Origin of the sequence: Thermomonas sp. (assembly GCF_041919455.1) — a bacterium.
Classification (GTDB): domain Bacteria; phylum Pseudomonadota; class Gammaproteobacteria; order Xanthomonadales; family Xanthomonadaceae; genus Thermomonas.
This window is the reverse complement of record NZ_JAYRTQ010000010.1, coordinates 139,929-151,158: the sequence shown is the minus strand read 5'-3', so window position 1 is coordinate 151,158 and position 11,230 is coordinate 139,929. Positions and strand designations below refer to the sequence as shown.

Genomic DNA, 11,230 nt, shown 5'->3' with positions numbered 1-11,230 from the left:
GAGGGCATCAACAACCGGATCAAGGTCATCAAGCGCATCGCCTACGGCTACCGCGACGACGCCTACTTCTTCCTCAAGATCCGAGCCGCATTCCCCGGAGTTGGGAGATGAACCAAAAAAAAGCCCCTCTTGCGAGGGGCTTCGGTTGAGCTTCTTGAAAAAAGCCCCGGATCTGAATTACGGCAGCAGGCTGCAGGTTGCGGAACCCATGTTGCACTGGGTGTCGCGGATGCCAGGAGCCGCAGCATTGAAAGTTACGTTGTTCGAGCCAGTGACGTCGGCTGCCGTCGGAGCGGCGGCGGTGCAAGCCGGACCGTTGTGAACCGGAGTCGGGCTCATTTGCGACTGGACTGCGGCGACGAACGAGTTCACGAACGCCTTCGCTTCAGCCTGGCAAGCGCCTTCGGCCGAACGGATGCGGTAGTTGTTGTACGCCGGCAGCGCGATGGCGGCCAGGATGGCGATGATCGCGACAACGATCATCAGTTCGATGAGGGTAAAGCCTTGCTGCTTCTTCATGGTGTATCCCCTAGGGTGGTTGGAGTGATCCACGTACCGCGCCATCCGCTGTGACGGTCCTTCGGCAGCCGGATGGCTTTGGCACGTGCGAAAGGTATAACGCAGGATGCGTGCCAATTCAGGACAGGCGTTCCCGCATGTGGATTCTGAAATGGATGTCACGCTTCATGCGCTATTGCCTGACGAGAAATGTGACGTTAGGCGTCACAAATGCGACGTGATTCGTCAGTTTGTCAGGTTCGGTTCATGCGTTCATCAATCGATCCCCACCTTTTTCAGCTTGTAGCGCAGCGAGCGGAGGGTGATGCCCAGCGGTGCGGCGGCGTGGGTCTTGTTGTAGCGGTTACAGGTCAGCGCCTGCTCGATCGCCTTGCGCTCGATCTCCTTGATGAAGCTCGGCAGGGCGCTAGTGGCGGACTCACGGGGGTCGATGCGGGTCGGATAGAGCGCGGCAAGTCATGCAGGTAAATTTGAAAAATGCACTCTAGGATTTACAAAATTGTGATTTTGATCTATATGAGAAACATATTTCGTTGAGTGATATGCATGGGCCGGTTGGACGAACAGCCTCGGTCGCAGGTGGGCGAGGCCGAAGCGTTGCGCCTCGGGCAGGCCTTGCGCGCCGCCCGCAAGGCGTTGGGGATCACGGTGACGGCCGCCGCGAAGGCGGCGCAGATCTCGCGGGTGACATGGCACCGTCTGGAGAAGGGCGAGCGGACGGTGGCGCTGGGCGCGCTGGTGGCGGCCGCGCAGGTCCTGGATATGTCAGTGGTATTGGTGCCAAAGGGCGCCGCTGGCAAGCCCGCACCATCGACAGGCGACGATTACCTGCCGCTTCAGATCCTTCTGGCCGACTATCCACAACTTCGCCAGTTGGCCTGGCAGGTGGGGGATGACCGGCACGTGCTGACACCACGCGAGGCGCTGGGCCTGTACGAGCGCAACTGGCGCCACGTGCAGCATACGGCGCTGGATCCCCGAGAGTTTGCTCTGCTGGACGCGTTGCGGCGTGTGTTTGGTGCGGAGTTCCTGGGTGTTTGAGCGACCCCATCACAGGCGCATTGCATCCGTGCTGGAGGCGCTGGATGGCGACCAGTTGCGCACGCTGTCGTGCCTGTTCGGTGGCGGGACCGCCATCGCCCTGCGCTGCGGGGAATACCGGGAGTCGGTGGACATCGATTTCCTGGTGGCGGAAGCGGAGGCGTATCGCGCTCTCCGGCAGATGCTGGTCGGGCGCCAGGACGTCGCTGCGCTGCAGCGGCCGGGACTGCCTGCGATCGCCGTCGCGCGCGAGGTCCGGGCCGATCAGTACGGCATCCGCACCGTCCTGCTGGTGGAGGGTGCCAGGATCAAGTTCGAGATCGTGCGCGAATCGCGCATCGCGCTGGACACGCCGGGGCGCACGGATGCCGTGTGCGGGATCGCCACCTTGTCGGTGACGGATCTGGCTGCCAGCAAGCTGCTGGCCAATTCGGACCGATGGCGGGATGACAGTGCTTTTTCCCGCGATGCGATCGACCTTGCCATGCTGGATCTGCCGCCTCGCAAGCTGCGGCCGGCGATCGACAAGGCCATGGAGGCTTACGGAGATGCCGTTGTCGTCGACATGCGGCGTGCGCTGGATCGCCTGAAGACGGATCCCGTCCATGTGCAGCGGTGCATGCAGGCGATGGCGATGGCGATGCCGATGGCCGTGCTGCAACAGCGCTTGTTGGAATTGCGCCGGCGGTTGGAGCGCGCGCTGGCTCCTAGTCGATCCCCAGCTTCTTGAGCTTGTAGCGCAGCGCGCGGAAGGTGATGCCGAGTTGCGCGGCTGCCCGGGTCTTGTTGTAACGGTTGTCGGTCAGGGCCTGCTCGATGGCCTTGCGCTCGATCTCCTCGATGAAGTTCGGCAGCGCGCTGGTGGCGGACTCGCGCGGATCGATCCGGGTCGGATCCAGGGCGGCTGCGGCGGCCTGCGCCGGCATGCTGGGGCGCATTTCCGGCAGGCGCAGGTCGGCGGCGCGGATGCCGTCGTCGTCGGCCAGGGCGAAGGCGCGTTCCAGGATGTTTTCCAGTTCGCGCACGTTGCCGGGGAAGTTGTAGCGGGCCAGTGCCTCGACCGCGTCCGGATGCAGGACGGGGCGGGCGCGATGCTGCGCCGTGGCCAGGCGGGCCAGGATGGCGTCTGCCAATAGGGGCAGGTCTTCGCGGCGTTCGCGCAGCGGCGGGACGCGCAGTTCGATGACGTTGATGCGGTAGTAGAGGTCGTGGCGGAAGCGGCCGTCCTCGACCAGTGCGGCGAGGTTCTTGTGGGTGGCGGACAGGATGCGCACGTCCACCGCGATCTCGTTGTTGGCGCCGACCGGGCGCACCGATTTTTCCTGGATCGCGCGCAGCAGCTTGACCTGCATCGGCAGCGGCAGTTCGGCGACTTCGTCCAGGAACAGGGTGCCGCCTTCGGCGGCCTGGAACAGGCCGGGCTTGTCGGCGTGCGCGCCGGTGAAGCTGCCCTTCTTGTGGCCGAAGAATTCGCTTTCCATCAGCTCGGCGGGAATCGCGCCGCAGTTGACCGGGACGAACGGGCCGGATGCGCGCATGCCTTCGTCATGGATGGTGCGCGCCACCAGTTCCTTGCCCACGCCGGATTCGCCGGCGATGTAGACCGGGGCCTGGCTGCGCGCGACTTTGGCCAGCGTGGTGCGCAGCTCCGCCATCGCCATCGAGCTGCCGAGCAGGCGGGTGGCTGCAGGGCCGGGCGCGTCGGCGGGCCGCGCCGCCCCGCCTGCCGCGGATTCCAGGCCCAGCTTCAATGCGTGCTGGACCAGGCCGCGCAAGACCGACAGATCGACCGGCTTGCTGACGAAATCGAACGCGCCCGCCTTGAGCGCGCCCACCGCCGCCTCCTGGTTGCCGAAGGCGGTGATCATCGCCACCGGCGTCTGCGGATACAGCTGGGAGATCTCGCGGACCAGGTCCAGCCCGGAGCCATCGGTCAGCCGCATGTCGGTGAGGCACAGCGCATAGCTGTTATGGCGCAACAAGGCGCGGGCGTCGTGCAGTGACGAGGCCGTATCGCACTTGAGTCCCATCCGTCCGAGGGTCAGGACCAGCAATTCACGGATATCGCGCTCGTCGTCGACGACCAGGGCGCAGGCTTGGGTATTGCGGGCGGGGGCGCTCATGTCCGTTCACGATAACGCGTTGCCGCGCTGCGTCCAAGTGCGACGCAGAGGGGCACAGCGGTCGATCCGACACCTCAGGCAGTGGCGATTGCGCGGGCGCCGGCCAGGCGGATCCGGAAGCAGGCGCCGCCGGCGGGCACCGGCACGTAATCCAGGTGGGCCTGGTTGGCTTGGCACAACTCGCGGGCGATGTAGAGGCCCAGCCCGGTGCCGTGGCCAGACGTGGTGAAGAACGGGCGGAACAACTGGGCGGCGACGGTTTCCGGGATGCCGGGCCCGCGATCGGTGACGTCCAGCACCGGCGCGCCGGCGTCGTCGAGGTGGGCGTGCACCCCGATTCGCGCGGGTTCGCCGGGCAGCCGCCCGTACACGAGTGCGTTATGGACCAGCACGGTGACCACCTGCTGCAGCTGGCGGCGATCGACCATCGCCGCCACCATCGATCGCGGCAAGTGGGCTTCCAGCCGGTCGTTTTCCAGCGGATGGCTTTCCTGGTACTCGGCCACGAAGCCGCGGACGAAGTCGCCCAGGTCCACGTATTCGGGTCGGGCGGCTTCGCGCCGCGCCAACCCGAGCACGTTCTCCACGATGCCGTTCATGCGGTGGGTCTGCTGGTAAATGATCTCCAGCAGCCGGCGGTCGGCCTCGGGGATGTCGCGGGATTCCTCCAGCAACTGGGTCGCATAGCTGATCGCCGCCAGCGGGTTGCGGATCTCGTGGGCCAGGCTGGCCGAGAAGCGCCCCAGCGTGGCCAGGGTCAGCGATTCCGCGCGGCGCGAGGCCAGCGAGGCATCGTCCAGGAATACCAGCACCTGGTCGCTGCCGGCCAGCAGCCGGGTGAAGCGGGGCAGGACTTCGGGCAGGCCAGCGGTCAGCTGCAGCGGTACCGGCTCGCCGTCGCCGTCCTGCTGCCAGCGCTGCAGGTGGCGGGCCAGCTCCGGCGCGGCGGTGGCTAGGGTTCGCCTGCCCTCGCCGGAACTGCCCAGCTGCAGCATCGCCGCCTCGTTGGCCAGGCGGATCTCGCCGTTGCCTTCGACCAGCAACACGCCGGTGCGCATGCGCCGGATGATCAGCTCGTTGACCTCGGCCATGTTGGCGACCTGGCTGCCGCGCTCCTCGGCCAGGGCCTGGCTGTCGCGCATCTGCCGGCCGACGATGCTGGTCAGGGTGGCGATGGCGAGATAGCTCACCGAGAACATCAGGATCTCGGCCAGCGGTCGATCGCGGCCGTGCCCGGCCAGCAGGGTCCACAGGTGCTCGCCGACCAGGGCCGCACCGGCCAGGGCGGCGACGCACAGGCTCCAGCGCAGCGGCAGCAGCAGGGCGGCGGCGCCGACATTGAAGAGCAGCATCATCGCGATGCCGGCCACGGCGTCGGGCAGGGCATGCATGGCCAGCAGCGATGCGGCGATGTCCAGCCCGATCCCGGCCAGCACCATCGGCCGGACATGCCCGTGCCTGCGCGCGAAGAACAACAGACAGGCACTCAGCAAATAGACCGCGGCGACCGCCGCCGCCATTGCCGGATGGCGGGGCAGGCCACCCAGCCAGACCCCGACCGGGCTGAACACCACCAGGCACAGCAATGCCGCTTCCAGCACCCGGTACAGGCTGAAGAAATGCAGTTCGCGGCGGATCGCGGCCTGGGTGAGGCTGGCGCTGGACGAGGGCATCGGCCCGAGTATGCAAGATGCGGACCCCGTGTCGACCATGGTCGGGTCTGCATGCGGCGCTGCAACACGCTAAAATGCCGGTCCGCCCGCGCCGGCCGGTTCACGGTCCCGCGCCGCGTCCATGCCGGCATCGGCAATCCTCTTCCCGGGTGACCCATGAATTTCCACGAATACCAGGCGAAACAGCTGTTTGCCGATTACGGCATCGCGGTACCGGCCGGGCGCGTCGCGCGTTCGCCCGAGGAGGCCGTGGATGCGGCCAAGGCGATCGGTGGCGAGGCCTGGATGGTCAAGGCGCAGATCCACGCGGGCGGCCGCGGCAAGGCCGGCGGCGTCAAGTACAGCAAGTCCTTCGATGAAGTGCGCGAGTACGCCAAGGGCATGCTTGGGACGAAGATGGAGACCTACCAGTCGGCCGGCGTGGCGCTGCCGGTGGATTCGGTGCTGGTCACCCAGGCCACCGACATCGCCCAGGAGCTGTACCTGTCGGTGATGGTGGACCGCTCCACCCAGTCGATCACCTTCATCGCCTCCGCCGATGGCGGCGTGGAGATCGAGAAGACCGCGGTCGACAACCCCGACGCGATCAAGACGCTGGTGGTGAACTACGTGCAGGGCCTGCAGCCGTACCAGACCCGCGACATGGGCTTCGCGCTGGGCCTGAACGCCAAGCAGGTGAACCAGCTGAGCAAGATCATGTTGGGCCTGTACAAGTTGTTCAACGAGAAGGACCTGGCGCTGGTCGAACTGAACCCGCTGGCGATCCTCACCGACGGCAACCTCGCCGTGCTCGACGGCAAGATCAATTCCGACGACAACGCCAACTTCCGCCACCCCGAGCTGGTGGAGATGCGCGACATCAAGCAGGAAGACGAGACCGAAGTGCTCGCCTCCAAGTACGACCTCAACTACGTGACCATGGACGGCAACATCGGCTGCATGGTCAACGGCGCCGGCCTGGCGATGTCCACGATGGACGTGATCAAGCTGGAAGGCGGCGCGCCTGCGAACTTCCTCGATGTCGGCGGCGGTGCCAACAAGGAGAAGGTCACCGAGGCGTTCAAGCTGATCCTGCGCTCGCCGGACGTGAAGGCGATCTTCGTCAACATCTTCGGCGGCATCGTCCGCTGCGACATGATCGCCGAGGGCATCATCGCCGCGGTCAAGGAAGTGGGCGTCAAGGTGCCGGTGATCGTTCGCCTGGAAGGCACCAATGTCGATGCCGGCAAGGAACTGCTGAAGAACTCCGGCCTGGCGATCACGTCGGCCGACGACATCAACGACGGCGCGAAGAAAGCCGTCGCCGCTGCCGCCGCCTGACGCAAGCCACGTAGCCCGGGTAAGCGCAGCGCACCCGGGACCGCCTCGAAACTCCAAGATATCCCCGGGTGCGGCCCTTGGCCTTATCCGGGCTACATCAGGAACCTCAAGCAATGTCAGTCTTGATCAACAAGAACACCAAGGTCATCGTGCAGGGCTTCACCGGCTCGCAGGGCACCTTCCACGCCGAGCAGATGCTCGATTACGGCACCCAGGTCGTCGGCGGCGTGACCCCCGGCAAGGGCGGCACCCAGCACCTCGGCCTGCCGGTGTTCAACACCGTGGCCGAATCGGTGAAGGCGACCGGCGCCGATGCCTCCGTCATCTACGTGCCACCGCCGTATGCGGCCGACGCGATCCTGGAAGCGGCCGATGCCGGCATCAAGGTGATCGTCTGCATCACCGAAGGCATCCCGGTGCTCGACATGCTGCGCGTCAAGAACACCCTGAAGGGCTATCCCGACGTGGTGCTGGTCGGCCCGAACTGCCCCGGCGTGATCACCCCCGGCGAGTGCAAGATCGGCATCATGCCGGGCCACATCCACATGCCGGGCAAGGTCGGCATCGTCTCGCGCAGCGGCACGCTGACCTATGAAGCAGTGAAGCAGACCACCGACGCCGGCCTCGGCCAGTCGACCTGCATCGGCATCGGCGGCGACCCGATCAACGGCACCAACTTCATCGACGCGCTGAAGCTGTTCCAGGCCGACCCGCAGACCCTGGGCATCATCCTGGTCGGCGAGATCGGCGGCAGCGCCGAGGAAGAAGCCGCCGACTACATCAGCAAGCACGTGACCAAGCCGGTGGTGGGCTTCATCGCCGGTGCGTCGGCGCCGAAGGGCAAGCGCATGGGCCATGCCGGCGCGATCGCGTCGGGCGGTACCGGCACCGCGGAAGGCAAGTTCGCCGCGCTGGAAGCGGCAGGCGTGACCACGGTGAAGTCGCCGGGCGACCTGGGCGCGGCGATCGCGAAGCGCCTCGCCTGACGGCTGCGAGGCCGTGATCGGGCACGCGCGATCGGTGCTCGAAGGCTCGCGTACTTGAGTACGCCACGCCTTCTGCGCGCCGCCCGCACGACCCGCTGACGGCCTCTCGCTCGCCAGGCGTGATCGAGCGAAATCGACAAGCCGCCTGCGGGCGGCTTCGTCGTTTCCGGGCGTCGTTTCGCGGCGTTGACGCGGCGATCGGCATCGTCAGGGCATGCCGCGCACACGCAAATCGCTGACGCCCGAAGCCGCTTCCGCCCGTGAAGGCGGGCTGGTCTATGTGGGCGATGCGGAACCCGGACTCAGTCGGTGCCCCACGGCGAGCGGCTTTCGTTACCTCGATCCGGCCGGCAAGACGGTGCGCGACGCGTCGACGCTCGGCCGCATCCGTGCACTGGCGATCCCGCCCGCCTATCGCGACGTCTGGATCTGCAGGCTGGCGAATGGGCACCTGCAGGCGACCGGCCGCGACGCCCGCGGGCGCAAGCAGTACCGCTACCACCCGCGTTGGGCCGAGGTCCGCGACCGCGAGAAGTTCGGCCGCATCGAGGCGTTCGGCAAGGCCTTGCCGCGACTGCGCCGGCAGTTGCGCTGCGATCTGGCGCTACCCGGTTTCCCCGAAAGGAAGGTTGCGGCGATGGTCGTCGCGGTGATGGCGGATACGCTGGTCCGCATCGGCAACGCCGGCTATGCGCGCGACAACAAATCGTATGGCCTGACCACGTTGCGCAATCGCCATGTGCAGTTCCTGCGCGGCGGTCGCGCGCGCTTCCGGTTCCGCGGCAAGGGCGGCATCGACCATGACGTGGTGCTGGACGATGCGAAGCTTGCACGCCTGCTGCGCAACTGCCAGCAGCTCCCTGGCCAGCACCTGTTCCAGTACCTCGACGACGACGGCAACGTGCAGCCGGTGGATTCCGGGACGGTCAACGGTTACCTGCGCACCGCCATGGGCGAGGCATTCACCGCCAAGGATTTCCGTACCTGGGGCGGTACCCTCGCCGCGATCCGCCTGCTCGCCGACATGCCCTGGGATGAAGCCGGCGCCAGCCAGCGGGCGATGGCATCGATGCGCAAGGCGGTCGAAACCGACGTGGCGTGCCAGCTCGGCAACACGCCGGCGGTGTGCCGCAAGTCCTACATCGACCCGCGCGTCTACAAGGCTTGGGAGACAGGCTGGTTGGCACGCGCATCCAACGGCGTGCGCGGGCCGCGGCAATGGGAAGCGCTGGCGCTGAAGCTGCTGCGGCGAAAGGCCTGAACCAAGTCGATGTGCTTGACCGCGGCATACTCAATGCGCATGATCGATGCGCATTCCGGAGAAAAAGACAAATGCGCATCGGCGAGGACTATGCGGGCTACGGCAAGCGGCCCACGAATGTCAGCATCAACCAGGGGCTGCTGGAAGCCGCCAAGGCGCTCGATATCAACCTGTCCGCCACGCTGGAGCGCGCGCTGGAGGCCGAGGTGCGCGCACGCAGGCGCGAGCGGTGGCTGGAGGAAAACCGCGAGGCGATTGCCACGTACAACGCCTTCGTGGAAGAGAACGGCGTCTTCAGTCCGATGTTCCGCAAACGCTGATGCGCCAGTTCTGCGCTTACCGGAACCGCGATGCAGCCACGCGATCCGCCTATCCGCTGCTGCTGAACATTCAGAGCGACCTGATCTCGGAAACCGGGACGCGTGTCGTTGTGCCGTTGGTGCCGGCAACGCGCAAGCGCAATCTGCCGTCCATTTCGTCATTGGCGCCGATCATCGACGTCAATGGCAACCCGCATGTGTTGGTTGTGCCCTTGTTGGCGGCCATCGAAGCATCCGATCTGGGTGCGATGGAGGCCGACCTGTCCCACGAGCGTGCCACCGTGATGGCAGCGCTTGATCTGTTGGTTTCCGGAATCTGACTGATGACCGCGCTCCGCATCGCGATGGCCCAATTCGATTTCCCCGTCGGCGACGTGACCGGCAACCGCGATCGCATCGCGCGCATGATCGCGGAGGCGCGCGATGAGTACGAAGCGGACATCGTGCTGTTCCCCGAGCTGGCGCTGTCCGGCTATCCGCCGGAGGACCTGCTGTATCGACCGTCGTTCCTGCGCGATTGCCAGGTCGCGCTGGACGGGATCGCGGCGGACGTGCACGGCATCGTCGCGATCGTCGGCTGGCCGCAGGCGGCCGGCGCGGTGGTCTACAACGCCGCCAGCGTGTTGCGCGACGGCGCCATCGAACAGACCTACCGCAAGCGCGAACTGCCCAACTACGCGGTGTTCGACGAACGCCGTTACTTCGATGTCGACCCGGATCGCGACGACTGCGTGTTCGAGGTGGATGGCACCCGGGTGGGTTTGGTCATCTGCGAAGACCTGTGGTTCGCCGAACCGATCGCCTCGACCGTCGCGAAAGGTGCGCAACTGGTGCTGGTGCCGAATGCCTCGCCGTTCGAGCGCGACAAGCATGCGCAGCGCGACACGTTGCTGGCGCAGCGCGTGTCCGAGACCGGCGCGGCGATCGCCTACCTCAACGTGGTCGGTGGCCAGGATGCGCTGGTGTTCGATGGCGCCTCGGTCGTGGCCGATGGCGATGGCAGCGTGCATCCGGCCGCGGCGGCGTTCACCGACCAGTGGCTGGTGGTCGATTTCGATTCCGCATCGCGCCGTTTCACCCCGGTGCAATGGATGGTCGACGGCGACGAGAGCCGCGATGCGCTGGCATGGCGCGCGGTGGTGCGCGGCACGCGCGACTATTTCGCCAAGAACGGCTTCAAGCATGCGTGGCTGGGGCTGAGTGGCGGCATCGACTCCTCACTGGTGCTGGCGATCGCCGTCGATGCACTCGGTGCGGAGAATGTCACCGCGGTGCGCATGCCCTCGCGCTACACCGCGGACCTGTCCAACGACCTGGCGCAGGAACAGTGCGATGCGATGGGCGTCAAGCTCATCGCGCTGTCCATCGAAAAACCCTTCCAGGGCTACCTGGACACGCTGGCCGACATCTTCGCCGGCAAACCCGTCGACACCACCGAGGAAAACCTGCAGTCGCGCGCCCGCGGTGCGCTTTTGATGGCGCTGAGCAACAAGTTCGGCGGGCTGGTGCTGACCACCGGCAACAAGAGCGAATACGCGGTGGGCTACGCCACCATCTACGGCGACATGTGCGGTGGCTACGCGCCGATCAAGGACCTGTACAAGACCGAGGTGTTCGCGCTGGCGCGTTGGCGCAATACCGTCGGCGACCGGGTGGTGCCGCAGGCGGTGATCGATCGCCCGCCGTCCGCGGAGCTCCGCGACAACCAGAAGGACCAGGATTCGTTGCCGCCCTACGACGTGCTCGACGCGATCCTGCTGCGCCACGTCGACCAGGAGCAGTCGCGCGAGGAGATCGTGGCGGCCGGTTTCGATGCCGCCACCGTCGACAAGGTGCTGAAGCTGGTGCGCATCGGCGAGTGGAAGCGCCACCAGGCAGCGCCCGGGCCGAAGGTGAGCCGGCGCGCGTTCGGGCGCGAGCGGCGCTATCCGATCACCAACGGCTACCGCGACTGACCGCTGGCTCCGCCGGCAATGCGCCAGCGGAG

At 66.4% G+C, this 11,230-nt stretch carries 12 protein-coding genes and 1 pseudogene; 9 read left to right on the top strand and 4 right to left on the bottom strand.

Features of this window, described 5'->3' with window-relative positions; all coding sequences use genetic code 11:
- The coding region (locus ACE3T8_RS09340; protein ID WP_374608756.1) for a transposase at positions 1-111 on the top strand (111 nt) is incomplete at its 5' end.
- A 309-nt stretch (positions 112-420) separates the two neighbouring features.
- Here ACE3T8_RS09340 and ACE3T8_RS09335 read toward each other — a convergent pair.
- Together ACE3T8_RS09335 and ACE3T8_RS09330 are read right to left on the bottom strand one after the other, a co-directional pair.
- Positions 421-519: pseudogene (locus ACE3T8_RS09335) on the bottom strand (prepilin-type N-terminal cleavage/methylation domain-containing protein); the annotation flags it as partial.
- Positions 520-774: 255 nt separating this feature from the next.
- Entirely contained in the window at positions 775-900 is a 126-nt protein-coding gene (locus ACE3T8_RS09330) for a helix-turn-helix domain-containing protein (RefSeq protein ID WP_374608754.1), read from the bottom strand.
- Positions 901-1,065: 165 nt separating this feature from the next.
- On the opposite strand from ACE3T8_RS09330, the gene ACE3T8_RS09325 reads away from it, so the two are divergent.
- Positions 1,066-1,560, top strand: coding sequence for a helix-turn-helix transcriptional regulator (locus ACE3T8_RS09325; protein ID WP_374608731.1), 495 nt, complete (start codon positions 1,066-1,068; stop codon positions 1,558-1,560).
- Between the two features lie 28 nt (positions 1,561-1,588).
- On the top strand, positions 1,589-2,290 hold the full coding sequence (locus tag ACE3T8_RS09320) for a nucleotidyl transferase AbiEii/AbiGii toxin family protein (protein ID WP_374608729.1): 702 nt from the start codon (positions 1,589-1,591) through the stop codon (positions 2,288-2,290).
- On the opposite strand, the gene ACE3T8_RS09315 is transcribed toward ACE3T8_RS09320, so the two are convergent.
- Entirely contained in the window at positions 2,268-3,683 is a 1,416-nt protein-coding gene (locus ACE3T8_RS09315) for a sigma-54-dependent transcriptional regulator (RefSeq protein WP_374608727.1), read from the bottom strand. The two genes, ACE3T8_RS09320 and ACE3T8_RS09315, sit on opposite strands and share 23 nt — an antisense overlap.
- Before the next feature lie 74 nt (positions 3,684-3,757).
- Positions 3,758-5,356, bottom strand: coding sequence for a PAS domain-containing sensor histidine kinase (locus ACE3T8_RS09310; protein ID WP_374608725.1), 1,599 nt, complete (start codon positions 5,354-5,356; stop codon positions 3,758-3,760).
- A 156-nt stretch (positions 5,357-5,512) separates the two neighbouring features.
- Between ACE3T8_RS09310 and sucC the strand changes: the two genes are divergently transcribed.
- From sucC to ACE3T8_RS09280, 6 genes are all read left to right on the top strand, one after another.
- Positions 5,513-6,676, top strand: a complete 1,164-nt coding sequence (sucC, locus tag ACE3T8_RS09305) for an ADP-forming succinate--CoA ligase subunit beta (RefSeq protein ID WP_374608723.1) — start codon at positions 5,513-5,515, stop codon at positions 6,674-6,676.
- Between the two features lie 113 nt (positions 6,677-6,789).
- Positions 6,790-7,662, top strand: a complete 873-nt coding sequence (sucD, locus tag ACE3T8_RS09300; protein ID WP_374608722.1) for a succinate--CoA ligase subunit alpha — start codon at positions 6,790-6,792, stop codon at positions 7,660-7,662.
- A 214-nt stretch (positions 7,663-7,876) separates the two neighbouring features.
- Entirely contained in the window at positions 7,877-8,923 is a 1,047-nt protein-coding gene (locus ACE3T8_RS09295) for a DNA topoisomerase IB (RefSeq protein ID WP_374608720.1), read from the top strand.
- A 71-nt stretch (positions 8,924-8,994) separates the two neighbouring features.
- On the top strand, positions 8,995-9,243 hold the full coding sequence (locus tag ACE3T8_RS09290) for a type II toxin-antitoxin system CcdA family antitoxin (protein WP_374608718.1): 249 nt from the start codon (positions 8,995-8,997) through the stop codon (positions 9,241-9,243).
- A complete protein-coding gene (locus ACE3T8_RS09285; protein ID WP_374608716.1) occupies positions 9,243-9,563 on the top strand; it encodes a CcdB family protein in 321 nt (106 codons plus the stop codon). Before ACE3T8_RS09290 ends, ACE3T8_RS09285 begins: the two co-directional genes overlap by 1 nt.
- Positions 9,564-11,198 carry an NAD+ synthase gene (locus ACE3T8_RS09280; RefSeq protein WP_374608752.1) on the top strand — a complete coding sequence of 545 codons (1,635 nt, stop codon included), beginning with the start codon at positions 9,564-9,566 and terminating at the stop codon, positions 11,196-11,198.
- The last annotated feature ends 32 nt before the right edge of the window (positions 11,199-11,230 follow it).

Coding starts and splice junctions, on each gene's coding strand:
- ACE3T8_RS09325 (WP_374608731.1), top strand. CDS start 1,066: ATGGGCCGGTTGGACGAACAGCCTCGGTCGCAGGTGGGCGAGGCCGAA.
- ACE3T8_RS09315 (WP_374608727.1), bottom strand. CDS start 3,683: ATGAGCGCCCCCGCCCGCAATACCCAAGCCTGCGCCCTGGTCGTCGAC.
- ACE3T8_RS09310 (WP_374608725.1), bottom strand. CDS start 5,356: ATGCCCTCGTCCAGCGCCAGCCTCACCCAGGCCGCGATCCGCCGCGAA.
- sucC (WP_374608723.1), top strand. CDS start 5,513: ATGAATTTCCACGAATACCAGGCGAAACAGCTGTTTGCCGATTACGGC.
- sucD (WP_374608722.1), top strand. CDS start 6,790: ATGTCAGTCTTGATCAACAAGAACACCAAGGTCATCGTGCAGGGCTTC.
- ACE3T8_RS09295 (WP_374608720.1), top strand. CDS start 7,877: ATGCCGCGCACACGCAAATCGCTGACGCCCGAAGCCGCTTCCGCCCGT.
- ACE3T8_RS09290 (WP_374608718.1), top strand. CDS start 8,995: ATGCGCATCGGCGAGGACTATGCGGGCTACGGCAAGCGGCCCACGAAT.
- ACE3T8_RS09285 (WP_374608716.1), top strand. CDS start 9,243: ATGCGCCAGTTCTGCGCTTACCGGAACCGCGATGCAGCCACGCGATCC.